This window comes from Streptomyces sp. NPDC019531 (assembly GCF_044903305.1).
Lineage (GTDB): Bacteria > Actinomycetota > Actinomycetes > Streptomycetales > Streptomycetaceae > Streptomyces.
Map to the genome: position 1 here is coordinate 1 of NZ_JBJDQL010000045.1, position 24,672 is coordinate 24,672.

The window sequence follows — 24,672 nt, forward strand, 5'->3', positions numbered from 1 at the left end:
GCCCCTGTGTTGAGTGGTGCCGGGGCCGGGCGGGCCCCGGAGTCGTCGGGTCCGTCGTCGCGGGCAGGGCAGCGCTCGCTGGGCCCCGCCGTGGCGTCGGCCGGTCTCGGCGACGCGTCCCGCGCCCCGGCCGCCTCAGAACGCCGCCACGCTCGTCCCACCCGGGATCTCCGCCAGCCGCACGGCCCTGTGCTCACGCCGGGACACCTCGCACGCCTCGGCGATCCGCAGCGCCTGCAAGGCCTCGCGCCCGTCGCAGGGGTTGGCTCTCTCGCCGCGGACCACCTCGATGAACGCGGCCAGCTCGGCCTCGTAGGCCGGTCCGAACCGCTCCAGGAATCCCGTCCACGGCTTGTCCGCCGCGGGTGGCCCGGTGGGCTCCGTGGACGCGATCGGCGTACGGTCGTCCAGGCCCACCACCACCTGGTCCAGCTCGCCGGCGAGCTCCATGCGCACGTCGTACCCGGCCCCGTTCAGCCGCGTGGCCGTGGCCGTCGCGAGAGTCCCGTCGTCGAGCGTGAGCAGGGCGGCAGCCGTGTCGACGTCGCCCGCGGCCCGGAACATCGGTGGACCGGCGTCGGACCCGGCCGCGTACACGTCGACGATCTCGTGCCCGGTCACCCAGCGCAGGATGTCGAAGTCGTGGATCAGGGTGTCCCGGTACAGCCCGCCGGACAGCGGCAGCCACTCGACCGGCGGCGGCGCCTGGTCGGAGGTCAGGGCACGCACGGTGTGCAGCCGTCCGAGCCGCCCCGAGCGCACCGCCTCCCGCGCCCCCGCGTAGCCGCTGTCGAAGCGGCGCTGGAAGCCCATCTGGAGAATCGTCCCCGCGGCCTCCACCTCGGCGATGGCGTGCAGTGTGCCGGGCAGGTCGAGTGCGATGGGTTTCTCGCAGAACACCGGCAGTCCCGAGCGTGCCGCGCGGCCGATCAGCTCGGCATGGGCCGAGGTCGCCGTAGTGATCACCACGGCGTCCACGCCCCACTTGAAGATCTCGTCGACGCCGGGGGCCGCTGTCTCCCCCAGGCGGTTCGCGAGCTCCTGGGCCCGCGAGCCGTCCGCGTCCGTGAGTATTAAGGAACCGACCTCCCGATGGCGGCTGAGCGTGTTCGCATGAATGGTGCCGATGCGGCCCGTCCCTATGACCCCGATGCGCATGTGAACAAAATGTGGTCGCGAGCCCCGCCCTGTCAATCCGTATGTCCGGACAACCGAACTACACAACTTCCCGTCAACAACGCACGGAGCTACGCTCGCTCCCGTGCCGAAACCAGAAGTAGACCCGACCGTGACACTTGAGCTCAGCGTGGACCGCAGCAGCCCCGTGCCGCTGTACTTCCAACTGTCCCAGCAGCTGGAGGCCGCGATCGAGCACGGGACGCTCACCCCCGGCAGCCTGCTGGGCAATGAGATCGAGCTCGCCGCCCGGCTCGGGCTGTCCCGGCCCACCGTCCGCCAGGCCATCCAGTCCCTGGTCGACAAGGGCCTGCTCGTGCGCCGCCGCGGAGTCGGCACCCAGGTCGTGCACAGCCAGGTCAAGCGCCCGCTGGAGCTCAGCAGCCTCTACGACGACCTGGAAGCGGCCGGTCAGCGCCCCGCGACGAAGGTCCTGGTCAACACGGTCGTCGAGGCCACCGCCGAGATCGCCGCGGCGCTCGGTCTCGCCGAGGGCAGCGAGGTGCACCGGGTGGAGCGGCTGCGCCTCGCGCACGGCGAGCCGATGGCGCACCTGTGCAACTTCATCCCACCGGCGCTGCTCGACCTGGACACCGCCCAACTGGAGACCACCGGCCTGTACCGCATGATGCGCGCGGCCGGCATCACCCTGCACAGCGCCCGCCAGACGATCGGCGCGAGAGCGGCGACGAAGGAGGAGGCGGACCGCCTGGCGGAACAGGAGGGTTCGCCGTTGCTGACGATGCAGCGAGTGACCTTCGACGACACAGGCAGAGCAGTCGAATACGGCACCCATACCTACCGCCCCACTCGCTACTCATTCGAATTCCAGCTACTGGTGCGCCCCTGAAGGGGCGCGGGGCTCAATCGATTTGCGGCTCCGCCGCGTGGGCGCGACCAGCCACATGGCACCCGCACCCGGCAAAGAACGCGCACCCCCTTTGCTCCCCCGCACAGCACCCATACACAGGGTGAGGCAGAATCAGGGCCGATGAGCACCTACGGCAACTTCAGCGCCCCCATAGGCTCCCGCCGCGCCCCGGCCCTGCGAACCGTCGGCACAAGGGAACGCCGCTCACACCTGACGGCACCCCGCGTGCCCACGGTGGGCATCGACATCGGCGGCACCAAGGTCATGGCGGGTGTCGTCGACGCCGACGGCAACATCCTGGAGAAGGTCCGCACGGAGACCCCGGACAAGTCCAAGAGCCCCAAGGTCGTCGAGGACACCATCGTCGAACTCGTCCTGGACCTCTCCGACCGCCACGACGTGCACGCCGTCGGGATCGGTGCGGCCGGCTGGATCGACGCCGACCGCAACCGGGTCCTGTTCGCCCCCCACCTGTCCTGGCGCAACGAGCCCCTCCGGGACCGTATCGCGGGCCGCCTCGCGGTCCCCGTCCTGGTGGACAACGACGCGAACACCGCCGCCTGGGCCGAGTGGCGCTTCGGCGCGGGCCGCGGCGAGGACCACCTCGTCATGATCACGCTCGGCACCGGCATCGGCGGCGCGATCCTGGAGGACGGCCAGGTCAAGCGCGGCAAGTACGGCGTCGCCGGCGAGTTCGGCCATATGCAGGTCGTCCCCGGCGGGCACCGCTGCCCGTGCGGCAACCGCGGCTGCTGGGAGCAGTACAGCTCCGGCAACGCGCTGGTCAGGGAGGCCAGGGAGCTGGCCGCCGCCGACTCCCCGGTGGCGTACGGGATCATCGAGCACGTCAAGGGCAACATCGCCGACATCACCGGCCCGATCATCACCGAGCTGGCCCGTGAGGGCGACGCGATGTGCATCGAGCTGCTCCAGGACATCGGCCAGTGGCTCGGCGTCGGCATCGCCAACCTCGCGGCCGCCCTCGACCCGTCCTGCTTCGTCATCGGCGGCGGTGTCAGCGCGGCCGACGACCTGCTGATCGGCCCCGCGCGGGACGCCTTCAAACGCCAGCTCACCGGCCGCGGCTACCGCCCCGAGGCCCGTATCGCCCGCGCCCAGCTGGGCCCCGACGCCGGCATGGTGGGCGCCGCCGACCTCGCCCGGCTGGTCGCCCGCCGCTTCCGGCGTGCCAACCGGCGTCGGGTGGAGCGACACGAGCGCTACGAACGGTACGTGGAGGCCCGCCGTACGTCCCGGGACACCGCATGAACGCATCCCTGCCGCGCCAGGCCTCGGCGCCCGCCGACGAGCCCGAGCGGCCCACCGAGGACCGCCGCCACAGGAACCGCCGCCGGGCGATCACGCTGCTCATCATCGGCCTGCTCATCGGCGTCCCGGCCGGCTATCTGGTGATCTCCGCCAACCAGAGCCGCGACAGCGGCAAGGACAAGGAGGCGAAGTACTCGGCGACGGGCCTCACGCCCGGCTGGCCCTCCAAGGTCCAGCGCCGCCTCTACCAGGTGCCCGTCCCACACCCCGCGGACCTGGTCGCCTCCTACGAGACCAACAACTGGAAGACCAGCCGCCTCTACGTCCAGTTCCGGACGACCGACGCGGGCCTGGCCGCCTTCCTCACCGGCATGGGCGTCAGCCGGGCCCAGCTGGAGAAGGGCGAGACCTCCATCAGTGAACGCGACCAGAAGGTCAGCGGCTGGAAGTTCGACGGTCCGCGCTCCTGGTGGGGCCTGACCCACTCACAGAAGGACCCGGCGCCCACTCAGGACATCATGGTCAACCTGACCGTGCCGAACGCCCCGAAGGTGTACGTCGTCTCGCGCACCGTTCCCTGATTCGGCCGCTCCGGCGAGCGGGCCCTGGGCCGGTCGCCGGAGCCGATTGTCAGACCCCGCCCGTAGAGTCGAAGACGACTGATCCGACACATGGGCGGGAGGTGACAGGACGTATGAGCGACAGGGCCATGGTGGCCGAGCGCGGGCGCGAACAGCAGGGGGCGACCGTCCCCGCCCGCCTCGCCGCGGTCTTCCTGCCCGAGCCCCTGCCGCGCGAGGGCCGGATCGCCTTCTGGGACCCCGAGGGCGCCCCCCTGCCCACCGCGGACTCCGAGTCCGGTGCAGCGCTGCCGGACCGCACCGAGCTCACTGTCGTACGACCGCATGGAGCCAGTGTCCGACGCCGGACCGCCCCCGCCCTCACGCTTCCGCTCGGCGAGGCCCTGCCTCTGCTGGTCCGGGCCCGGCGCGACCCCGCCGCCCATCCCGCCGCCGCCTGCTGGGGCGCGGCCGCCCTGCACGCGCTGCGGCTCACGGCCCGCGGCCGCCTGCTGCCCGGTCTCACCCCGAGCGGCCATGACGCCTGGCGGGCCGGGCCCCTGGACCCGGACGACATCGCCCACCTGCGCGCGATCGCCGCCGCCCTGCCCCACGAGGGCCACGCCGTCCCACTGCCCGGCCCTGGCCCACTGCGGTTGCCCGAACCGGAAGCGCTGATGCGCTCCTTCCTGGACGCCGTGGCCGACACCCTGCCCCGCACCCCGGCCGCCCCGTTCGCCTCCGGCAAGCCCTTCGCGGCCCGTACGCCGCAGCGACTGCCGCATGCCCACGACTGGGCCGCGGAGGTCGCCGCCGGCATGGACGCGGGCGTGCGGATCTCGCTCCGCCTCGACCTGTCCGCGTACAACCTGTTCAACGCCGACGACGCCGGGGCGCGCAGCGCGGGCGCCGCGATCGTCCAGGTGCACAGCCTCGCCGACCCGACCCTGGTGACCGACGCGGCGGCGCTGTGGGCGGGGGACGCCGACGCCGTCTTCGGGCCACGCGCCCGGGTGGACGCGGCCCTCGCGGTGCGGCGCGCCGCCCGGGTCTGGTCACCCCTGGACCGGCTCTCCGAGCAGGACGTGCCCGACGTACTCGCCCTGTCCGACGAGGAGTTGGGCGACCTGCTCGGTGCGGTGGCGACCCGGCTCGCGGCGGCCGGAGTGGCCGTGCACTGGCCGCGCGACCTGGCCCAGGACCTTGCCGCGGCGGCGGTGGTCCGGCCCGCGCCGGGCTCGGCGACCGATGGCACCGGCTTCTTCGAGAGCGAGGAACTCCTCCAGTTCCGCTGGCAGTTGGCGCTCGGTGGCGACCCGCTGAGCGAGGCCGAGATGGACGCCCTGGCCGAGGCCCACCGTCCCGTCGTACGCCTCAGGGACCAGTGGGTGCTCGTCGACCCCGCCCTCGTCCGCAAGGCCCGCAAACGCGAGCTGGGCCTGCTGGACCCGGTCGACGCGCTGTCCGTGGCCTTGACCGGCAGCGCGGAGATCGACGGCGAGACGGTGGAGGCGGTACCGGTCGGGGCGCTCGCCGCCCTGCGCGACCGCCTGACGGCCGGCGTCCGCCCCGCCGAACCGCCGCCGGGCCTGCACGCCACCCTCCGCGACTACCAACTCCGCGGCCTGGCCTGGCTGGACCTCATGACCTCCCTCGGCCTCGGCGGCTGCCTCGCCGACGATATGGGTCTCGGCAAGACGATCACCGTGATCGCCCTGCACCTGCGCCGGGCCCGCCGGGAGCCGACCCTCGTCGTCTGCCCCGCCTCCCTCCTCGGCAACTGGCAGCGGGAGATCACCCGGTTCGCGCCCGGCGTCCCCGTCCGCCGCTTCCACGGCACCGACCGCAACCTGGACGACCTCGACGGCGGCTTCGTCCTCACCACGTACGGCACCATGCGCGCGGCGGCGTCGCGGCTGGCCGAACAGCGCTGGGGCATGGTCGTCGCGGACGAGGCCCAGCACGTCAAGAACCCGTACTCCGCGACCGCGAAGGCCCTGCGCACGATCCCGACGCCGGCCCGCGTGGCCCTGACCGGAACCCCGGTCGAGAACAACCTCTCGGAGCTGTGGGCCCTGCTCGACTGGACGACCCCCGGACTCCTCGGCCCGCTGAAGTCCTTCCGGGCCCGGCACGCGCGCGCGGTGGAGAACGGCGAGGACGAGGAGGCGGTGACCAGGCTGGCCCGTCTGGTCCGCCCGTTCCTGCTGCGGCGCAAGAAGTCCGACCCCGGGATCGTCCCCGAGCTGCCCCCCAAGACCGAGACGGACCACCCGGTGCCGCTCACGCGTGAACAGGCCTCGCTGTACGAGGCGGTGGTGCGTGAGTCGTTGCTGGCGATCGAGACGGCGGAGGGCATCGGGCGCCGGGGCCTGGTGCTGAAGTTGCTGGGGGCGCTGAAGCAGATCTGCGACCACCCCGCGCTCTATCTCAAGGAGGAGGTCCCGCCCACGGCCGGCGAACGCCTGGTGGCCCGTTCGGGCAAACTGGCCCTGCTGGACGAGCTGTTGGATACCCTCCTTGCGGAAGACGGTTCGGCCCTCGTCTTCACGCAGTACGTGGGCATGGCCCGCCTGATCACCGCCCACCTCGCCGCCCGCGCGGTCCCGGTGGACCTGCTGCACGGCGGTACGCCGGTGCCCGAGCGCGAGCGCATGGTGGACCGGTTCCAGAGCGGGGCGATCCCGGTCCTGGTCCTGTCGTTGAAGGCGGCCGGCACGGGCCTGAACCTCACCCGCGCGGGTCATGTGATCCACTTCGACCGCTGGTGGAACCCTGCCGTCGAGGAACAGGCCACCGACCGCGCCTACCGCATCGGCCAGACCCAACCGGTCCAGGTCCACCGCCTCATCACCGAGGGCACCGTGGAGGACCGCATCGCCGAGATGCTCGAATCGAAGCGCGCCCTCGCCGACGCGATCCTCGGCTCCGGCGAGTCCGCCCTCACGGAACTCACGGATCGCGAACTGACCGACCTGGTCTCCCTCCGGAGGCCGTCATGACCCCGGGCCCCGCCGACGAGGCCCGCCGGGCCCTGCGGGCGGCACGGGAGCGAGCGGAGCGGGAGGCGACTGGGGCTGCGGACCGGCCGACGGTCGCCGGGGCGGACGGCGGGGACGCACAGGAGGCGGGCGCCGCCGGGGTGCCGGGGAGCTCCGCGGCTGAGGGGACGAGGGGCTCTGCGGCGCCCGAGGCGGGCGGTCCCATGGCCGAGGGACTCGGGAGTCTTGCGGTGCCGGGGGCGGGTTCGGCGGCTGAAGGGTTTGAGGGTCCGGCTGTGGAGGGGGCGGGCGGTCCCGTGGCCGAGGGGCTCGGGTGTCTTGCGGTGCCGGGGGCGGCCGGTCCTGCGGCTGAGGACCTTGACGGTCCTGCTGTGGAGGGGGCGGGCAGTTCGGCGGCTGAGGGGTTTGGCAGTGCTGTCGTGGAGGAGTCGAGTGGCTTCGCAGCCGAGGGGCTCGGCAGTTTCGCGGCAAAGGAGGTGGAGAGCCCGGTGCCCAAAGGGCTTGGCCGTTTCGAGGCCGCGGAGGCGGACGGCCCGGTGGCCAAGAGCCTTGCCCGCTTCGCGGCGAAGCCGACGGCTGCCCCGGTCGCCAAGGGCGCGGACCACCCGGCGGTCGGGGGAGCGGACGGCTCGGCGGCCGAGGGTTCGACCCAACGGGGAACCGACGATGCCGACGTACCGGTAGTGCCTGGCGCCCAGGACTCGGACCGTACGGCGCCCGAGAACGCCGTGGCCACTCCTGCCCCTGCCTCCGGCCCCGCCCCGGACCCAACCCCACCTCGACCGGGCGACGCGGCGCGGGCGGCGCTGCGGGGTGCCGTCGCCGCCAGACGCTCCTCGCCAGCGGATGGTGCCGCGGACGATGCCGCCGTCCGCTCTGACGTGGGCGCCGCCGCCGACACCTCCGCTGCCGCCGCAGGCTCCACTGCTGGGGAGACGGACCGAGTTCCCGACGCGGCTCCGCCCGCTGAAGCGACCCCCGGCGATACTGCTCACCGTCCCGACACACGCCCCGCGGACGCCGCCCGCGAAGCGCTGCGGGCGGCACGCAAGAGGCGGGCGGACGCCGCTGCCGCCGAAGCGGAGGCCGCACGCGTGCGTCGGTCGCGTCGTTCCGCCCCGGCCGCGTCCCCGGACCGAAGCCGGACACCGCGTCCCGCCACCGGTGTACGGGCCCGCGATGTGCGGGAGTTGCTGGCCGACGCCTTCCGGATGCCTGCCGACCCGCCCCCGCCGAGGGAGGAGTCCGAGGACAACGCCGGTACGCGGCAGGAGAGTTCGCTGCCGGGGTCACCCGTCCCTGACGACAGTCCCGAGGGCACCCGCCCCGCCGACCGCACCATTCCCGGCAACCGCCCCGCCCCCGCCGCACCGGCCCCGGCCGACGAAACCCTCGCACCCACCGGCACCACCTCTCCGGTTCGGCCCGGCGGTGCCTCCGCACCCACCGGTGACGACTCTTCGGCCCAGACCGGCGAACCACTCGCACGCACCGGCACCGGCACCGGCTCCCCGACCCAGCCCACCGAACCCATCGAGCCCTCCGCACACCCCGACGCCGACAATCCCTGGCCCCCCGCCGCACATCCACCCACCCCGGCCCCTCCCCACCGCCCCCACTCCATGGCCGCCCCCAGCCGGGACAACGACCTGCGCCGCACGTTCCCCGCCTTCCAGCCCCGGCCCTCGGAGGACACCCGCTTCGCCGCCACCTGGTGGGGCAACGCCTGGGTCACGGCGCTGGAGGAGGGCGCGCTGGACGCCAAGCGGCTTGAGCGGGGCCGGGGTTATGCCGAGCAGGGGCATGTGGACGCGATCACCGTGACTCCGGGGCTCGTGCTCGCCTATGTGCAGGGAAGCCGCCCCCGCCCGTACCGCGTACAGGTGCGGTTGCGGACGCTCGGCGAGGCCGACTGGGACCGGTTCCTGGACCTCGCCGCCGACCGGACCGGCCACATCGCCGCGCTGCTCGACAAGGAGATGCCCCAGTCGCTGGCCGAGTGCGGAGTGCCGTTGCTCCCCGGACCCGGCGACCTCGAACCGCAGTGCAGCTGCCCCGACCGCGGTCACCCCTGCAAGCACGCCGCCGCCCTCTGCTACCAGACGGCACGCCTGCTGGACGCCGACCCCTTCGTCCTGCTCCTGCTGCGCGGCCGGGGCGAACGCGAGCTGCTCGACGCCCTCTCCCGGCTGAGCGCCGCACGTGCGGCCCGCGCGGCCCGGGAACAGGAGCCGACCCCGCTGCCCGGCGTACGGGCCGGCGAAGCCCTCGCGCCCCGCCGACTCCCGCCGCTCCCCGCCCCGTTGCCCGTTCCTCCGCACCCCGAGCAGCCACCGGCCTACCCCGCGTCCCCGGGCGGCCCCGACCCCTTCGCCCTGGACCAGCTGGCCACCGACGCCGCCGCCCGCGCTCACGCCCTGCTCGGCACCGGCCGTGACCCGGTCGGCGAACTCACCCTGTGGCAGGACGCGGTGCGGCTCGCCGCGGCCCGCCCCGGTTCCGGACTCACCGCGGGCACCCGCGCCCTCTACGCCTCCCTGGCCGCCGCCACCGACCGCACCCCCGCCGACCTGGCCCGCGCGGTCGCCGCCTGGCGTCAGGGCGGGCTCGAAGGTCTCGCCGTACTCGAAGAGTCCTGGGACCCGCCGGCCGGCCGCTTCGACCGGGCCCGGCCGCTGCTCCTCGCCGCCGACCTCCCCGCCTTCCGCCCCTGGCGCAACCACCTCACTCACCCCCGCGGCCATGTCCAGCTCCGCCTGGGCCGCGACGGCCTCTGGTACGACTATGAGTCGGAACCGGGCCACGACGACTGGTGGCCGCGGGGCACCCCGGACCTGGACCCCGTCGGCGCCCTCACGGGCCTGGGCACACCGAGCGGCCTCTGACCGACCGCCCCTCCGAGCCCCGCGAGCCTCGACGGCCCACCGACCGAGAGCCCACCGACCCCGCCTCGCCTCCGCGATCCGGTCTCCGGTGAAGGCGGTGTGAGAGTTCCCTGTCGATGTTCGGGAGCCAGGTGTGGGGAGTGGGGGCCCAGGGGCCGGACCGTAAGAAAAGGCGGTTAGCGTGGGAGCCGTGAGTGAGACGAAGCCCCCCGCCCTCCAGTACCGCTTCGACGGCCCGGAAGACGCCCCGGTCCTCATCCTGGGGCCGTCGCTCGGGACCACGTGGCACATGTGGGACCGGCAGGTCCCGGAACTGGTCAAGCAGTGGCGTGTCTTCCGGTTCGACCTTCCGGGGCACGGCGGCGCGCACGCCTATCCGGTCGGCTCCGTCGGCGATCTCACCGACCGGCTGCTCGCCACGCTCGACCAGTTCGGCGTGCAGCGCTTCGGCTACGCGGGCTGCGCACTGGGCGGCGCGGTCGGCATGGAGCTGGCGCTGCGCCACCCGGAGCGCCTCGCCTCGCTCGCGCTGATCGCCGCCTCGCCCCGCTTCGGCACGGCCGACGAGTTCCGGCAGCGCGGGGTGATCGTACGGACGAACGGGCTCGACCCGATCGCCCGGATGTCTCCGGAGCGCTGGTTCACCTCCGGGTTCGCCGCCGCCCAGCCCGCGATCACCGACTGGGCCGTTCAGATGGTGCGCACCACCGACCCCGGCTGCTACATCGCGGCCTGCGAGGCGCTCGCCGCGTTCGACGTGCGGGCCGACCTCGCGAGCGTCGGCGTGCCGACTCTGGTCCTGGTCGGCTCCGACGACCAGGTCACAGGACCGGCCGAGGCCCGCACCCTGGTCGCGGGCATCCCGGACGCCCGGCTCGCCGTCGTGCCCGGCGCCTCCCACCTGGTGCCGGTCGAGCAGCCGGCCGCCGTCACCGACCTGCTGGTCAGACACTTCTCCACCGCCTGGCAGCCCGCCTTCGACTCGTCCACCGGCCAGACGGCGATCCCCGCGGCCCCGCTCAAGCCGGTCCTGACCGCAGCCCCGCCGCAACCCGTGCCGATCGCCGAGATCGCTCCGGCCGTCCCCGACCCCCACACCGCCGTCCGGCCCGATCCGTACGACGCCGGCATCAAGGTGCGCCGCGAGGTGCTCGGCGACGCCCATGTCGACCGTGCGCTGGCACAGGCCGACGAGTTCTCGGGCGACTTCCAGGAGTTCATCACCCGCTACGCCTGGGGCGAGATCTGGGACCGGCCGGGCCTCGACCGCCGCTCGCGCAGCTGTGTCACCCTCACCGCCCTGGTCGCGGGCGGCCACCTGGACGAACTCGCCTTCCACACCCGGGCCGCCCTGCGCAACGGCCTGACCCCCTCCGAGATCAAGGAAGTGCTCCTCCAGGCGGCCGTGTACTGCGGGGTCCCGGCGGCCAACAGCGCGTTCAAGGTGGCCCAGCAGGTCATCCGCGAGGAGACCACCCCCACCGAGTGAGCCCGTCGGCCGGCCCGGGGGCAGGATGGGGCCCATGAAGCTCACGAAGAAGTCCCACTCCTGTGTCCGCCTGGAGAAGGACGGACAGACACTCGTCCTCGACCCCGGAGTCTTCAGCGAGGAGGACGCCGCCCTCGGCGCGGACGCGATCCTCGTCACGCACGAGCACCCCGACCACTTCAACGAGGACCGGCTGCGCGCGGCCCTGGACGCCAACCCGGCAGCCGAGATCTGGACGCTGAAGTCGGTCGCCGAGAAGATCTCGACGGCGTTCCCCGGCCGGGTGCACACCGTCGGCCACGGCGACACCTTCACCGCCGCCGGTTTCGACGTCCAGGTCCACGGCGAACTCCACGCGGTGATCCACCCCGACATCCCGCGCATCACCAACGTCGGCTACCTGATCGACGGCGGTCGCCTCTTCCACCCCGGCGACGCCCTCACCGTCCCCGACCGCCCCGTCGAGACGCTGATGCTTCCGGTCATGGCCCCGTGGAGCAAGATCTCCGAGGTCATCGACTACGTCCGTGAGGTCGAGCCGCAGCGCGCCTACGACATCCACGACGCCCTCCTCACCGACCTCGCCCGTCCGATCTACGACAGCCAGATCGGCGCCCTCGGCGGCGCCGAGCACCTGCGTCTCGCGCCGGGGGAGAGCACGGCTCTGTGAGTGTCAGTGCCGCCCGGTAGGTTGTCAGACATGCGCATCGCGACCTGGAACGTCAACTCGATCACTGCCCGTCTCCCGAGGCTGCTGGCCTGGCTGGAGAGCACCGGCACCGATGTGCTGTGCCTCCAGGAGGCCAAGCTCGCCGAGGAGCAGTTCCCGTTCGACCAGTTGCGCGAGGCGGGCTACGAGGCGGCGGTGCACGCGACCGGGCGGTGGAACGGCGTGGCGGTGATCTCCCGGGTCGGCCTGGAGGATGTCGTCAAGGGCCTGCCGGGCGACCCCGGTTACGACGGCGCCCCGGAACCCCGCGCCCTTTCCGCGACCTGCGGCCCGGTCCGTGTCTGGTCGGTGTATGTGCCGAACGGCCGCGAGGTCGACCACCCGCACTACGCCTACAAGCTCCAGTGGTTCGAGGCCCTCAAGGCCGCCGTCGCGGGCGACGCGGCCGGCAGCCGCCCCTTCGCGGTCCTGGGCGACTACAACGTGGCGCCGACGGACGACGACGTCTACGACGTGGCCGCCTTCGAGGGCCTCACCCATGTCACCCCGGCCGAGCGCGCCGCCCTTGCCTCCCTGCGCGAGGCGGGCCTGTCCGACGTGGTCCCGCGGCCCCTCAAGTACGACCACCCGTTCACGTACTGGGACTACCGCCAGCTCTGCTTCCCCAAGAACCGCGGCATGCGCATCGACTTGGTGTACGGCAACGAACCGTTCGCGAAGGCCGTCACCGACGCGTACGTCGACCGGGAGGAGCGCAAGGGCAAGGGCGCGTCCGACCACGCGCCGGTCGTGGTCGACCTGGACGTCTAGACCTCGCGCCCGAGTTGCCCATGGGCGAGTTCACGCGCGGGAGTGCCACAGTCTTCGTGGCGAGCGGGCCCCGGCGCCAGTCGGCGACTGTGCGCCGGTACGCCGAGCCGGCACCGTTCGCGTAGGTCACGGGCCCCGAGGCGTCGACCGGTTCGCCGCCCGTGCCCGTCGCCGGAAAGGCGAGCGAGTCCCCGCGGCTGCTGACGCGCACGTCCTGCCGGCGGCCCGCACGTTGTCGGGAGTGCGGCCCGGCGGTCCAAGACAGCGCGGTCCCCTGGACGGTGAGGGCGCGGCCGGGCGCCCAGCCGGCGACCGTGAGGTTCTGTGCGGACTGTGAGACGCCCGAGCCGTCGAGTTCCGCCTCGCCGGGCCGGGCGTCATCGGTGACCGCGGTTTGTCGAAGAGCCGTTCCAGCGGAAGGGGTTGCGGCCGCTCTCGGGCGACCGAGGCAGACGCCGCCGTGCCTCCCGGCGCCAGGGCCGTGAGCAGAACGAGAACCACGGAAACTACCCCCGGAGACGTCGGTGCACAGACGGCTCCTCCGGCTCACCAGGGACGAAAAGGGCATCGCGAGGCCAAGGGGGCATCGGCGGCACGTCAACGCGCCATGCGCGGCCTCGGTGCGAGGTCGACCGGAAACGACGGCCCGCGCGCCTGTGGTGCCCGTGGCCGGGTGAGTGACACGCTGGACGTATGAAGATCCCTTTTCTGGGCGGCCGGAGTAAGAAGCCCGGGACCCGCGACCCCGAGGGCATCGCCGAACTCCTCTCCGAGTGCGAGCTCCTGCGCTCCCACGCGTCCCGTTCGGGTGTCCAACTGGACGACACGGCGGCCTCGTTGGAGGCGCTCGACCAGCTGGTGCCGGGCTGGCGTGACGACGCGGAGATCCTGCTCTGGCTCGGCAACGACGCTGGGCTCTATCTCGGCACCGTCATCGTGCGGACGGTCCCCGGGGCGGCCTGGGATCTACGCTCGGACGGCCAGCCCGTGATCCGGCTGGAATCCGGCCGTGAGTTCGACGTCGTGGCCTCCGGTCACGAGTGGGCCGAAAGTGGGGTGCCCGAACTGTCCCAGCTCTATGCCGAGGTTGCCGAGGAGTGAATCCATGGCCGTAAATGCGGCGTAAATACGGCTAATGACCGAAAAGTGCGTGTCGTTCCTTTTGTGCGATCTTGCCTCGATAGGTTGCGGCAACCACGACACAGCTGAGAGCGAGTAGGGCTGGGTATGGCCGTCGTCGATTCGTTGATCGAACTGCGTGACGTCAACAAGTACTACGGGGAGCTGCATGTCCTGCAGGACATCAACCTCACCGTCGGCAAGGGGGAGGTGGTCGTGGTCATCGGCCCTTCGGGGTCGGGCAAGTCCACGCTCTGCAGGACGATCAACCGTCTGGAGACCATCAGGTCCGGTTCCATCACGCTCGACGGACAGCCGCTGCCCGAGGAGGGCAGGGCCCTCGCGAAGCTCCGTGCCGAGGTCGGCATGGTCTTCCAGTCCTTCAATCTGTTCGCCCACAAGACGGTTCTGCAGAACGTCTCACTGGGCCAGGTCAAGGTCCGCGGACGCAGGAAGGACCAGGCCGACAAGCGCTCCCGTGAACTCCTCGACCGGGTGGGCCTCGCCGACCAGGCCGACAAGTACCCCGCCCAGCTCTCCGGCGGCCAGCAGCAGCGCGTGGCCATCGCCCGCGCCCTCGCCATGGAGCCCAAGGCCCTGCTCTTCGACGAGCCGACCTCGGCCCTCGACCCGGAGATGATCAACGAGGTCCTGGAGGTCATGCGTCAACTGGCCAGGGAAGGCATGACCATGGTCGTCGTGACCCATGAGATGGGCTTCGCCCGCTCGGCCGCCAACCGTGTGGTGTTCATGGACGACGGGCGGATCGTCGAGGACCGTGCCCCCGACGACTTCTTCACCGCCCCGGACAGCGAGCGCGCCAGGGACTTCCTCTCCAAGATCCTCAAGCACTGAGGGAGGCGACGGCCATGTCTTCGAGCCTCGACTACGATGGTCCGCTCACCCCCACGGTGATGGCGACCAAGCCTCCAGGGACGCTGCTGCCGGGTGAGGGTCCCCCCACGGCCCTTGAACCGTAGGGGGCAGCAGTCACAGAGCCATACCCGCCCGGCGCCGGCCGGAGATCACTGCTCGCGCAGCGGAATCGACACGTATGACGGGTCGTTCGCCGGCGAGGAGAAGGTCAGCTGAGCGCCGGACGGGTTGTGCTCGATGTAGAGCGGGTCGACCGTGTCGACCACCAGGGCCAGACGGTGCCCTGCCGGGACGTCGTAGGCCGTGGAGAACAGCTCCAGGTCGACGTCGAACGGCTTCCCGGGCGTCTGCCCGTGGAAGGTGTACGGCGCGTTGGAGACCAGCTTGCCAAGGCCGAGCGGCCCCACGTCGTAGAGGTAGGCGACGAGGGTGCCGCTCTCCTTGGTAGGGGTGACAGTGGTGTGCAACTTCGCGGTGCCGCGCACCTGTTGGGCGGTCGTGTACTTCTCCGACTGCCATACGGCGGCCCAGCGGCGGGGGAGCAGGGGGATCGAGGCGACCGGGGGAGCCTGGGCGATCTGGTCGAGGATGCTGGACAGGAAGACGATTCCGCCGTCCGCGCCCGAGTCGACGTTGGTGTGGATCGTGGTCGTGCCCGAGAGGGCGATCTTCTTCTGGGTGGCACCGACGGACTTCCAGTCGGGGTAGCCCTCGTAGCCGCCCGTGGAACGGGACTTGAGCTGGACCGGCTCCTCGCGGTTGATCCCGTTGTCCACGCCCTTGAGGTAGTGGTCGAACCAGCGCTCGGTGTCGGTCCACACGTCGTTGGGCAGGCCGAACAGACCTGTCAGCTCGGCCGTGGCGTGGTCGCCGGGGCGGAACTCCAGTCTCTTCGGGCCGGTCAGCTTCTCGTAGAAGTCCGCGTACTGGTTGGCCGGGAAGATTGTGTCGCCCCAGGCGTTGGCCATCATGACCGCCGCGCCGTTCTGGTTCAGCTGGTCCACGTATGTGGCGGCCGAACGTTTCTTCCCCCAATCGATCATGTCCTGTTCCTTCGACAGGTTCGACGCGTAGAAGTTGTCGAAGATCTGCCGGAGTTCGGCGCTCTGGCGGCCGGTGACCAGGCTCGCGCCGTCGAGGAGCGCGGAGGCCTGGACGTGCTGGGTGCGGCCGGAGTAGATCGAGTCGATCAGGTCGGCCCAGCCGCTGAGGGCCGCGACCGCCTTGATGCGCTTGTCGTGCGCGGCGGCGAGGAGGCTGATGCCGGCGCCGTACGAGACGCCTCCCATGCCGATGTGCTGGGCGTCCGCGGGGGTGTTGGCGAGTGCCCAGTCGATGACCTTGGACGCGTCGGCTATGTCGGGGGGCCCGGCCACTTCTATCTCGCCGCCCGACTCCCAGAACCCACGCACGTTGTAACTGACCACGATGTAACCGGAGTTCGCGAGCCTCTGGGCCTGGGCGAGGTACTCGACCTGGGGCAGACCCCAACTCGTCGGCAGGACGATCAGCGGGTAGCGCTGTGTGCTCTCGGCTCCTGCGGGCGTGATGACGTTCGCCTTGAGGACCGTGCCGCCGTCGCCGGTGATGTCGACGAAGCGAATGGCGTCGGCCGCCTGGGCGGTGGGGGCGAGCCCGAGGGCACCACCGGCGATCAAAGTCGCGGAGACGGCGCCCACGGTGGTCGTACGCAGGGCCTTGCGAGGGTGTCCCACGGGTCACTCCCTACTCGTGTCAATGGAAAGTGACCAGACGGTAACCTCGTGCCTTTACCAGGGGTAACCCGTCGGTAAGTTACGTGCGAGTAACGATTGTTGTGGTGTGAATCAATTCAGGAGGCGCGGTGTGAGTTCCGTGCGGCCGCGGTCGTCGGCAGCGGGGCCTGGGCCGCGCGGGTCACGTCCGCGACCAGTTCGGCGACATCGGGGCCGTACGCGTGCGAGTTGACCACCTTCAGCAGGAGAACGAAGGAACTGTTGCCGTACTTGCGGGCCAGCCGCTCGTGGTTGCGGGCCAGGTAGCGGGTGGCGGCCTGGTTGGTTATCGCGGTCTGGCCGCAGAACAGGAAGACGGGACGGCTCAGTCCGGGCTGTCCTGCGGTGAGTCGGGCCAGCAGGACGTATTCGGACAGCCCCTTCTCCAGGAGGTAGCGCTCGCTGCCGATCTGGAACGTCATCCGGATCGGGCCCGGTTCCGACGGGTCGATGTTCACGTGCACCCCGGGCAGCATGGCGGTCATGTGCGCCATCATGCGGCGGTTCGACGACGGGCCGCCGACGCAGAACTCCGTGCGCTCCCCGAAGCCCTGCCGGGCCACGTCCTGGGCGACCACATCGGCGTGCGCGCCGCAGTCCTTGATGAGGGCGGAGAGTTCGAGCAGGGCGAACACGTCGTAGCGGTGCACCGCGAGCTCGGTGCCGCCGGCGTCCCGGTTGACGACCAGCAGTGACTCGGAGTTGTCCGGCAGCCCGAAGAACGCCTGCTTGCGGCGGAGTTTCCGCTTCCACAGGTATGTCCGGGCGAGCCAGCCGAGCGCGGCGCTGATGCCGGCGGCGACCACGCCGAGGACGATGTTGCGCACGTCGTCAGTCATGTGCGCGCATGCTAGCGGCCCGACACGACTGGTACGTACCGGTGTTCGAAGTATGGCATTCGCATGACACCTGTCCCGAAGAGGGGTGTCGGGCCCCCTGTGATGTGGTTACGCTGCGCGGACGGTCCTGGACTGGAGGTACGGATGCGTCGTCCTGTCGCGCGGAAACTGTCGGTCCTGGCGGTCTCGGCCGCCGTGGTGTCGGTGGGGGCGGCGGCACCGCCGCAGGCCACCTCGACACCCCAGAAAGTACCCGTCGCCGTCGGCTACGGCGGTGCCGTCTCCAGTGTCGACGCGGACGCCTCCGCCGCCGGTATCGAAGTCCTGAGGAAGGGCGGCAACGCGGTCGACGCGGCTGTCGCCACCGCCGCCGCTCTCGGTGTCACCGAGCCGTACTCCTCCGGCATCGGCGGGGGCGGCTACTTCGTCTACTACGACGCCAAGTCCCGTACGGTGCACACGATCGACGGCCGTGAGACGGCACCGCTGACCGCCGACTCGAACCTGTTCGTGGAGAACGGCCGGCCGCTCGCCTTCGCCGACGCCGTCAGCAGCGGGCTGAGCGTCGGCACCCCGGGCACACCGGCCACATGGGCCGAGGCGCTCGGTGAGTGGGGCAGCAGATCGCTCGGCAGCGTCCTGAAGCCGGCCGAGCGGATCGCCCGAGAGGGTTTCGTCGTGGACGACACCTTCCGCTCGCAGACCGCGTCGAACGAGACCCGGTTCCGGTACTTCCCGGACACCGCGAAGCTGTTCCTGCCGGGCGGGCAGCTGCCGGTCGTCGGGTCCACCTTCAAGAACCCCGATCTCGCCCGCACGTACGCGGAGCTGGGCCGTAAGGGCGTCGGGGCGATCTATCGCGGCGACCTCGGCGACGACATCGTCGACACCGTGAACAATCCGCCGGTGGACCCGAGTTCGGGCTGGAACGCACGACCGGGTCAGCTGTCCGAGAAGGACCTCGCCGCCTACCGGGCCAAACTCCAGAAGCCGACCAAGACCTCGTACCGGGGGCTCGGCGTCTACTCCATCGCGCCCTCCTCCTCCGGTGGCACGACCGTCGGCGAAGCCCTCAACATCCTTGAGCACACGGACCTTTCGCAGGCCAGTGAGGTCCAGTACCTGCACCACTACATCGAGGCCAGTCGGATCGCGTTCGCGGACCGCGGGCGCTGGGTCGGCGACCCCGCCTTCGAGGACGTACCGACGAAGGGACTGCTGTCGCAGAAGTTCGCCGACTCGCGGGCATGTCTGATCAGGGACGACGCGGTGCTCACCAGTCCGGTGCCGCCGGGGGATCCGCGTGATCCCGGGGCCTGTTCGGGCCGGGGGACGGCGGCTCCGACGACGTACGAGGGTGAGAACACCACGCATCTGACGGTGGCCGACAAGTGGGGGAACGTCGTCTCCTACACGCTGACCATCGAGCAGACCGGGGGCAGCGCGATCACCGTTCCGGGGCGTGGGTTCATCCTCAACAACGAGCTGACGGACTTCTCCTTCGTGCCTGCGAACCCCGCCGTCCACGACCCGAACCTGCCTGGTCCTGGCAAGCGGCCGCGGTCCTCGATCTCGCCGACGATCGTGCTCGACCGGCAGAACAAGCCTGTGGTGGCTCTGGGTTCGCCCGGTGGGGCGACCATCATCACCACCGTGCTTCAGGTGTTGACAGAGTTCGTGGATCGTGGGTTGCCGTTGGTGGATGCGATTGCCGCGCCTCGGGCGAGTCAGCGAAACGCTGCGCAGACCGAGCTGGAGCCGGAGTTGTACAGCAGTGGGGTGCGGTCTCAGTTGGAGGCTATTGGGCACTCGTTCAAGCTCAATCCCGAGATCGGTGCCGCTACTGGTGTTCAGCGGTTGCCGGGTGGGAAGTGGCTTGCGGCTGCTGAGACTGTTCGGCGGGGTGGAGGGTCTGCGCAGGTGGTCTATCCCGCTTCGTAGTCGTCTGGGGGTGCGTGGGGGCTGGTCGCGACTAGGGAGTCTCCGTGAACGCCAGACTCCCTGCTGCCGCGTCTACCGTCACCCGGCCGCCGTCCTTGATCGTGCCGTTCAGGAGCAGGCGGGAGAGTTGGTTGTCGACCTCCCTCTGGATCGTGCGGCGCAACGGGCGGGCGCCGTACTCCGGTTGGTAGCCCCGTTCCGCGAGCCAGTCCACTGCGCTGTCCGTGAAGGTGACGGTGACGCCCTGGGCCTGGAGCAGGCGGCGAGTGCTCTCCAGCAACAGCTTTGTGATCTCCCGTAGTTGCTCTCCTGTGAGCTGGCGGAAGACGACCACCTCGTCTATGCGGTTCAGGAACTCCGGGCGGAAGTGTTCGCGCAGGGGGCGCAGGATCTGTTCTCGGCGGGCCTCCTCGTCCGTGTCGCCTGACCCGAAGCCGATGCCCGCGCCCTTCCGAGTGATCGCCTCCGAACCCAGGTTGCTCGTCATCACGATCACCGTGTTGGTGAAGTCGACCGTGCGGCCCTGGGAGTCGGTCAGCCGGCCGTCGTCGAGGACCTGGAGGAGGATGTTGAAGACGTCCGGGTGGGCCTTCTCCACCTCGTCGAGCAGGAGCAGCGAGTACGGGTGCCTGCGAACCACCTCGGTGAGCTGGCCGGCCTCCTCGTGGCCGACGTATCCGGGCGGGGCGCCCACCAGGCGGCTGACGGTGTGCCGTTCCTGGTACTCGCTCATGTCCAGGCGGACCATGCGCTCCTCGCTGCCGAACAGGGACTCCGCGAGGGCGCGGGCCAGTTCGGTCTTGCCGACGCCGGTCGGGCCGAGGAAGAGGAAGCTGCCGATCGGCCGGTCCGGGCTCGCGAGGCCCGCACGGGAGCGCAGTACGGCGTCCGAGACGACCCGTACGGCCTCGTCCTGGCCGATGACCCGCTCGTGCAGGTGGTTCTCCAGGCCGAGCAGGCGGTCCTTCTCCTCCTCGGTGAGGCTGCTGACCGGGATGCCGGTGAGCCGGGACACCACCTCGGCGACCGCCTCGGCCGTCACCTCCAGATGCTGGCCCTCGTCGGCCTCGCCGTCGATGGCCTCGCCGATCCGCTGCTTCAACTCGGCGATACGGTCGCGCAGTTGTGTGGCCTGCTCGTACTGCTCGTCGGCGACCGCCTGGTCCTTGTCACGGGTCAGCTGCTCGACCTCGCGCTCCAGGGCCCGTACATCTGTGCCCTTCGTGCGGGCGCGGAGTCGTACGCGCGCGCCCGCCTGGTCGATGAGGTCGATCGCCTTGTCCGGCAGACGGCGGTCGGAGAGGTAGCGGTCGGACAGCTCCACGGCGGCCACCAGGGCCGCGTCGGTGTAGCGGACCTGGTGGTGGGCCTCGTAGCGGTCGCGCAGCCCGCGCAGGATCTCGATCGCGTCCGTGGGGGTGGGCTCCGGGACCAGGATCGGCTGGAACCGGCGGGCCAGGGCCGCGTCCTTCTCGATCCGGCGGAACTCCTCCAGCGTGGTCGCGCCCACGATGTGCAACTCGCCGCGGGCGAGGGCGGGCTTGAGGATGTTACCGGCGTCCATCGAGCCGCCCTCGCCGCCTCCGCCCGCGCCGACGACCGTGTGCAGTTCGTCGATGAAGACGATCAGCCGGTCGGAGTTGTCGCGAATCTCGCCCACGATGTTCGTCAGGCGCTCCTCGAAGTCGCCCCGGTAGCGGGTGCCCGCGACCACTCCGGTCAGATCGAGGGCGAAGACCCGCCGCCCGGTCAGCACGTCGGGCACGTCACCGTCGACGATCCGCTGGGCGAGCCCCTCCACGATGGCGGTCTTGCCGACGCCCGCGTCACCGATCAGCACCGGGTTGTTCTTGCCGCGCCGGGACAGCACCTCGATGGTCTGCTCGATCTCCTCGTCCCGGCCGATCACCGGGTCGATACGGCCCTGACGGGCCAGGTCGGTCAGGTCGCGGCCGTACTTGTCCAGGGTGGGCGTGCCGGTGCTGCGGGGTCCTTCGGTGCGTGGGGTGTCCGAGGCCGCCTCGGGAGGCAGGCCGGTGGGGGCGAACCTGGCCGAGTTGAGGATGTGCCCGGCCGCCGAGTCGGGGTTGGCGGCCAGGGCGCTCAGCACATGCTCAGGGCCGATGTGACCGGCGCCCCGGGCCCGGGCCAGCTCATGGGCGTCGAGCAGGGCACGCTTGGCGGCCGGGGTCAGGGACAGCGAGGTCGGTGGCGGTGCCTCTTCCGGCTGGTGCTGGACGGGCCCGGAGCGCTCGTCGATCTCCGAGGCGAGGGAGTCCGGATCGGCACCGGCCCGGCTCAGCAGCGTCCGGGTCGGCTCGGCGGAGAGCGCGGCCCGCAACAGATGCTGGGTGTCCAGGTCCCGGCTGCCGTGCTCGGCGGCGTACTGCGCGGCGCCCTGCACCAGCTCCCGGGCCGGCTGGCTCAGCAGCTGGCCGATGTTGATCTGCCGGGGGCCGGGACGCGGTCCGCCGAAGAAACGGGCGAGAAACTCTCCGAAGGCGTCGTAGCCTTCCGGTCCGCTGAATCCGCTGGTCATGGCGTTCCCATCCGGCATCCCCGCGCGGGCCGGGGACGCCCCTCGCTGATCGATGTGCCGGGGTCGGGTAACCAGGGCGGAAGCCGGTTACACCTTCGCACGGATGGGGGAGCGGGGCACTTTCAGCGGTCGTACGGGAACGGCAGTTCGCTGAGGACCTTGCGGACCTGCGGCAGCCAGTCGACAATGCCGGCCTCGTGGTGGGCGGCGGGGAAACGGCGGGCGGAGGGTTTGTCCTCCCAGTAGCGCTCGTCTGGGGCGGCGCGCCGGACATGGACCATGGCGCCGACGGCGTTCGTCTGGAAGGTGACCTCCAGTGCGTCCGGCCGGTCCGGACCGGGAGCGTGGCCGGTGAGCCGGAAGGTCTGGATGATGCCGAGCCGCTGTTCCGTACCCGGCGCGTCGCCCTCGACCACGTCCGCCGAGTCGCAGAGGCAGCCCTCCTCCGCGAACAGGTCGAGGATCGCCTCGTGCAGAGGCAGCGCCAGGACATGCAGCAGGTCGTCGTCGACGTCGATGCCGTCATCGCCGTCTGCGCGCGTGATCCGGCTCTTCACGGACAGGGCGACACCCAGCGCGCTCCGTCGAGTTCGCTCGGCGGTGCCTCCCACGGCAGCCGCTGCGAGAAGGTGAGCCGCCGCTCCTGCGCCCGGGCGCAGGGTGACCTGGCCGGGCTCCGCCGAGTGCGCATCGACCTCGTACGCGCTCTCCCGGCCGTCGGGGTCGGTGCACCGGACGTGCACATGCAGGTCGACGTAGTCGATGCACGTCTCGCGCCGCCCGCCCCTGAGGAGGACCTCGCCCCTCAACTCCCCGCCGGGCAGCGCCGGACCGAGGATCCGTGTGTCCACCTCGATCGCCTCGTCCGGCTCCCCGATCCCGAACAGCCGCTTGAACCCATGTGCGCCCCTCCCCGGGCCCGCGACGATCAGGCCCGCAGGGTAACTCGGCGCGCGGTCAGGACCCGTGGCCCCGCGTCGGTGATCGCCACGGTGTGCTCGGTGTGCGCCGCCCGTGAGCCGTCGTTCGTCTTCAGCGTCCAGCCGTCCGGCGCCGCGTGGTACTCGTCCGTGCCGCCTGCGATGAGCATCGGCTCGATCGCGAGCACCATGCCGTGCCGCAGCGGGAGGCCCCGCCCTGGGCGCCCCTCGTTCGGCACCGGTGGGTCCTCGTGCATGCGGCGGCCGATGCCGTGTCCGCCGAAGTCGTCCATGATGCCGTAACCGCCGTCCCGGCACACGGTGCCGATGGCGTGCGCGATGTCCCCGATGCGGTTGCCGACGACCGCCGCCCCGATCCCGGCCGCGAGGGCCCGCTCGGCGGTTTCGACCAGCCGTACGTCGGCGGCGCGCGGCCTGCCCACCGTGAAGCTGATCGCCGAGTCGCCCGCCCAGCCGCCCAGTTCGGCACCGCAGTCGATCGAGACGAGGTCGCCGTCGCGGAGCCGGTACGCGGTCGGGATGCCGTGCACGATCGCGTCGTTGACCGAGGCGCAGATGACGGCGGGGAAGGGGCTGGAGGCGAAGGGCGGTCGGTATCCGAGGAAGGGCGAGGTCGCCCCGGCCTCCCACAGCACCTCCCGCGCCACCTCGTCCAGCTCCAGCAGGGAAACGCCCACGTCAGCGGCTTTCTGTACGGCGGTCAGGGCGCGCCCGACCACCTGTCCCGCCTCGTACATGGCATCGATCGATGTGTCCGTCTTCAACTCCACCATGCCAATTACTATACCGGTATTAGAATGGGGGCATGGTGCGCACCCCTCTCACTCCAGAAGAACGCGAACGCGGCGAGCGGCTCGGCCGGCTGTTGCGCGAGGCCCGCGGTGGCCGCAGCATGGCCGAGGTCGCGGCGAGCGCCGGAATCTCCGCGGAGACCCTCCGGAAGATCGAGACCGGGCGGGCGCCGACCCCGGCGTTCTTCACGGTGGCCGCGCTCGCCCGAGCCCTCGACCTCTCCATGGACGAGCTGGCCGGGCTGTGCGAGCCCGCCGTCGTGTGACGGGAGTTCGCTCAGTGGTCAGGGGTGCGCCAAGAGGCTCCTGCTGCTCCATTGAAAACTTGCTGTAGCGCGTTCGTAACACTGCTGGTGTTGCCTTACGGACTGGAGTGTTCCGGTCTAACGGGAGTTGAGCGATGGCAGTGGATCAACTCCCGGGCCGAATACGGGAGTTCACGACCTACCTGGACGGCGTACTGGCGCGCCTCGATCAGGGCGGCGGCTGGTGCGCGGTGTTCTGGCAGCGCGACCCGGACGGTATGCAAGCCTGCCTCGACGGCCTCGAAGTGCCGCCGTGGGACGTGGTGGAGTCGCTCCTGCAGGACCTCGCCACCCGGTACGGTCCCGAGGCCGCTCGCGCGGAGGCGGAGCGGGCCCGGACCCTGCACGCCGGCGCCCAGGCCGCCCACGACTCGCGCCCCGGGGGACGGGACGCCCTGAGTGACCGCTTCGACGTCATGCTCCGCGAACAGCGCTACGCCGCCGAACGGCAGGCCGAACTGGGCCGCCGGCTCGCCACCGCCGCCACTCAGGCCGACGCCGACGCCATCCGCCTGGACCTCGCCTGGGCCCGCGACGACCACGAACGCGCGGTACGACGTTGCGCCGAACTCCAGTCCCGCATGGCCGAGTTGGACCGTCGGCCGGGCGAGGGGCAGGTGCAGGCGATCCGGCGGGGGCGGATGGCGGACGGCAGGGTGTTCCGGGGGGCGTACGGGGACGGGGGGCCGGGGGGGGGGGCGGGGCCGGGCGCCCGGGGGGGGGGGGTGGGGGCCGGGCGGGGGGGGCGGGGGGGCGCCGGGGGCGGGGGGGGGGGGGCACAGCGCTTGGGGCGACGGCTACGGGAGTGATGACACCGGGCGGGGCCCCGCTGGCT

The 24,672-nt window shown here is 71.5% G+C and carries 19 protein-coding genes; 13 read left to right on the forward strand and 6 right to left on the reverse strand.

Going from position 1 to position 24,672, the window contains the following annotated elements; all coding sequences use genetic code 11:
- Positions 1-135: 135 nt before the first annotated feature.
- Positions 136-1,158, reverse strand: coding sequence for a Gfo/Idh/MocA family oxidoreductase (locus ACI2L1_RS36185; RefSeq protein WP_404743666.1), 1,023 nt, complete (start codon positions 1,156-1,158; stop codon positions 136-138).
- A 130-nt stretch (positions 1,159-1,288) separates the two neighbouring features.
- On the opposite strand from ACI2L1_RS36185, the gene ACI2L1_RS36190 reads away from it, so the two are divergent.
- The 10 genes from ACI2L1_RS36190 (at position 1,289) to ACI2L1_RS36235 (ending at position 14,706) form a co-directional block, all read left to right on the forward strand.
- Positions 1,289-2,026: a GntR family transcriptional regulator gene (locus tag ACI2L1_RS36190; RefSeq protein ID WP_404743667.1), complete on the forward strand. Its 738-nt coding sequence runs from the start codon at positions 1,289-1,291 to the stop codon at positions 2,024-2,026.
- 141 nt (positions 2,027-2,167) lie between these two features.
- Positions 2,168-3,316: an ROK family glucokinase gene (locus tag ACI2L1_RS36195; protein WP_404743668.1), complete on the forward strand. Its 1,149-nt coding sequence runs from the start codon at positions 2,168-2,170 to the stop codon at positions 3,314-3,316.
- Complete coding sequence (locus ACI2L1_RS36200; protein ID WP_404743669.1) at positions 3,313-3,897, forward strand: sugar kinase; 585 nt, start codon at positions 3,313-3,315, stop codon at positions 3,895-3,897. Before ACI2L1_RS36195 ends, ACI2L1_RS36200 begins: the two co-directional genes overlap by 4 nt.
- Positions 3,898-4,010: 113 nt before the next feature.
- Positions 4,011-6,878: a DEAD/DEAH box helicase gene (locus ACI2L1_RS36205; protein WP_404743670.1), complete on the forward strand. Its 2,868-nt coding sequence runs from the start codon at positions 4,011-4,013 to the stop codon at positions 6,876-6,878.
- Between the two features lie 488 nt (positions 6,879-7,366).
- Positions 7,367-9,763 carry an SWIM zinc finger family protein gene (locus ACI2L1_RS36210; protein WP_404743671.1) on the forward strand — a complete coding sequence of 799 codons (2,397 nt, stop codon included), beginning with the start codon at positions 7,367-7,369 and terminating at the stop codon, positions 9,761-9,763.
- A gap of 190 nt (positions 9,764-9,953) precedes the next feature.
- Entirely contained in the window at positions 9,954-11,252 is a 1,299-nt protein-coding gene (pcaC, locus tag ACI2L1_RS36215; protein WP_404743672.1) for a 4-carboxymuconolactone decarboxylase, read from the forward strand.
- 34 nt (positions 11,253-11,286) lie between these two features.
- Positions 11,287-11,922, forward strand: coding sequence for an MBL fold metallo-hydrolase (locus tag ACI2L1_RS36220; RefSeq protein ID WP_404743673.1), 636 nt, complete (start codon positions 11,287-11,289; stop codon positions 11,920-11,922).
- 30 nt (positions 11,923-11,952) lie between these two features.
- Positions 11,953-12,732, forward strand: coding sequence for an exodeoxyribonuclease III (locus tag ACI2L1_RS36225; protein ID WP_404743674.1), 780 nt, complete (start codon positions 11,953-11,955; stop codon positions 12,730-12,732).
- Between the two features lie 693 nt (positions 12,733-13,425).
- A complete protein-coding gene (locus tag ACI2L1_RS36230) occupies positions 13,426-13,833 on the forward strand; it encodes a DUF6278 family protein (protein ID WP_404743675.1) in 408 nt (135 codons plus the stop codon).
- 126 nt (positions 13,834-13,959) lie between these two features.
- Positions 13,960-14,706 carry an amino acid ABC transporter ATP-binding protein gene (locus tag ACI2L1_RS36235; protein ID WP_404743676.1) on the forward strand — a complete coding sequence of 249 codons (747 nt, stop codon included), beginning with the start codon at positions 13,960-13,962 and terminating at the stop codon, positions 14,704-14,706.
- A 170-nt stretch (positions 14,707-14,876) separates the two neighbouring features.
- Here ACI2L1_RS36235 and ACI2L1_RS36240 read toward each other — a convergent pair whose 3' ends face one another.
- Positions 14,877-16,442 (reverse strand): CocE/NonD family hydrolase, encoded by a 1,566-nt coding sequence (locus tag ACI2L1_RS36240; protein WP_404743677.1) that lies wholly within the window; start codon positions 16,440-16,442, stop codon positions 14,877-14,879.
- A gap of 116 nt (positions 16,443-16,558) precedes the next feature.
- On the reverse strand, positions 16,559-17,320 hold the full coding sequence (locus ACI2L1_RS36245; protein ID WP_404743678.1) for a hypothetical protein: 762 nt from the start codon (positions 17,318-17,320) through the stop codon (positions 16,559-16,561).
- Positions 17,321-17,464: 144 nt separating this feature from the next.
- On the opposite strand from ACI2L1_RS36245, the gene ggt reads away from it, so the two are divergent.
- Complete coding sequence (ggt, locus tag ACI2L1_RS36250) at positions 17,465-19,261, forward strand: gamma-glutamyltransferase (protein ID WP_404743679.1); 1,797 nt, start codon at positions 17,465-17,467, stop codon at positions 19,259-19,261.
- 31 nt (positions 19,262-19,292) lie between these two features.
- Here ggt and ACI2L1_RS36255 read toward each other — a convergent pair whose 3' ends face one another.
- From ACI2L1_RS36255 to map, 3 genes are all read right to left on the reverse strand, one after another.
- The gene (locus ACI2L1_RS36255) at positions 19,293-21,800 is read right to left on the reverse strand and encodes an ATP-dependent Clp protease ATP-binding subunit (protein WP_404743680.1); all 2,508 of its coding nucleotides are present in this window, start codon (positions 21,798-21,800) and stop codon (positions 19,293-19,295) included.
- Between the two features lie 122 nt (positions 21,801-21,922).
- Positions 21,923-22,843 (reverse strand): sporulation protein, encoded by a 921-nt coding sequence (locus ACI2L1_RS36260; protein WP_404743724.1) that lies wholly within the window; start codon positions 22,841-22,843, stop codon positions 21,923-21,925.
- The gene (gene map / locus ACI2L1_RS36265) at positions 22,729-23,514 is read right to left on the reverse strand and encodes a type I methionyl aminopeptidase (RefSeq protein ID WP_404743681.1); all 786 of its coding nucleotides are present in this window, start codon (positions 23,512-23,514) and stop codon (positions 22,729-22,731) included. The genes ACI2L1_RS36260 and map overlap by 115 nt, the downstream gene beginning before the upstream one ends.
- A gap of 32 nt (positions 23,515-23,546) precedes the next feature.
- Here map and ACI2L1_RS36270 point away from each other — a divergent pair, with 32 nt between their 5' ends.
- Both ACI2L1_RS36270 and ACI2L1_RS36275 read left to right on the forward strand, forming a co-directional pair.
- Positions 23,547-23,798 carry a helix-turn-helix domain-containing protein gene (locus ACI2L1_RS36270; RefSeq protein ID WP_404743682.1) on the forward strand — a complete coding sequence of 84 codons (252 nt, stop codon included), beginning with the start codon at positions 23,547-23,549 and terminating at the stop codon, positions 23,796-23,798.
- Between the two features lie 134 nt (positions 23,799-23,932).
- Positions 23,933-24,646 (forward strand): hypothetical protein, encoded by a 714-nt coding sequence (locus ACI2L1_RS36275; protein ID WP_404743683.1) that lies wholly within the window; start codon positions 23,933-23,935, stop codon positions 24,644-24,646.
- The last annotated feature ends 26 nt before the right edge of the window (positions 24,647-24,672 follow it).

Bases quoted from the DNA above. Each gene is read 5' to 3' on its own strand.
- ACI2L1_RS36205 (WP_404743670.1), top strand. From the start codon at position 4,011: ATGAGCGACAGGGCCATGGTGGCCGAGCGCGGGCGCGAACAGCAGGGG.
- ggt (WP_404743679.1), top strand. From the start codon at position 17,465: ATGCGTCGTCCTGTCGCGCGGAAACTGTCGGTCCTGGCGGTCTCGGCC.
- ACI2L1_RS36245 (WP_404743678.1), bottom strand. From the start codon at position 17,320: ATGACTGACGACGTGCGCAACATCGTCCTCGGCGTGGTCGCCGCCGGC.
- ACI2L1_RS36225 (WP_404743674.1), top strand. From the start codon at position 11,953: ATGCGCATCGCGACCTGGAACGTCAACTCGATCACTGCCCGTCTCCCG.
- ACI2L1_RS36220 (WP_404743673.1), top strand. From the start codon at position 11,287: ATGAAGCTCACGAAGAAGTCCCACTCCTGTGTCCGCCTGGAGAAGGAC.
- ACI2L1_RS36195 (WP_404743668.1), top strand. From the start codon at position 2,168: ATGAGCACCTACGGCAACTTCAGCGCCCCCATAGGCTCCCGCCGCGCC.
- ACI2L1_RS36235 (WP_404743676.1), top strand. From the start codon at position 13,960: ATGGCCGTCGTCGATTCGTTGATCGAACTGCGTGACGTCAACAAGTAC.
- ACI2L1_RS36200 (WP_404743669.1), top strand. From the start codon at position 3,313: ATGAACGCATCCCTGCCGCGCCAGGCCTCGGCGCCCGCCGACGAGCCC.
- map (WP_404743681.1), bottom strand. From the start codon at position 23,514: ATGGTGGAGTTGAAGACGGACACATCGATCGATGCCATGTACGAGGCG.
- ACI2L1_RS36255 (WP_404743680.1), bottom strand. From the start codon at position 21,800: ATGACCAGCGGATTCAGCGGACCGGAAGGCTACGACGCCTTCGGAGAG.
- ACI2L1_RS36270 (WP_404743682.1), top strand. From the start codon at position 23,547: ATGGTGCGCACCCCTCTCACTCCAGAAGAACGCGAACGCGGCGAGCGG.
- ACI2L1_RS36230 (WP_404743675.1), top strand. From the start codon at position 13,426: ATGAAGATCCCTTTTCTGGGCGGCCGGAGTAAGAAGCCCGGGACCCGC.
- ACI2L1_RS36275 (WP_404743683.1), top strand. From the start codon at position 23,933: ATGGCAGTGGATCAACTCCCGGGCCGAATACGGGAGTTCACGACCTAC.
- ACI2L1_RS36185 (WP_404743666.1), bottom strand. From the start codon at position 1,158: ATGCGCATCGGGGTCATAGGGACGGGCCGCATCGGCACCATTCATGCG.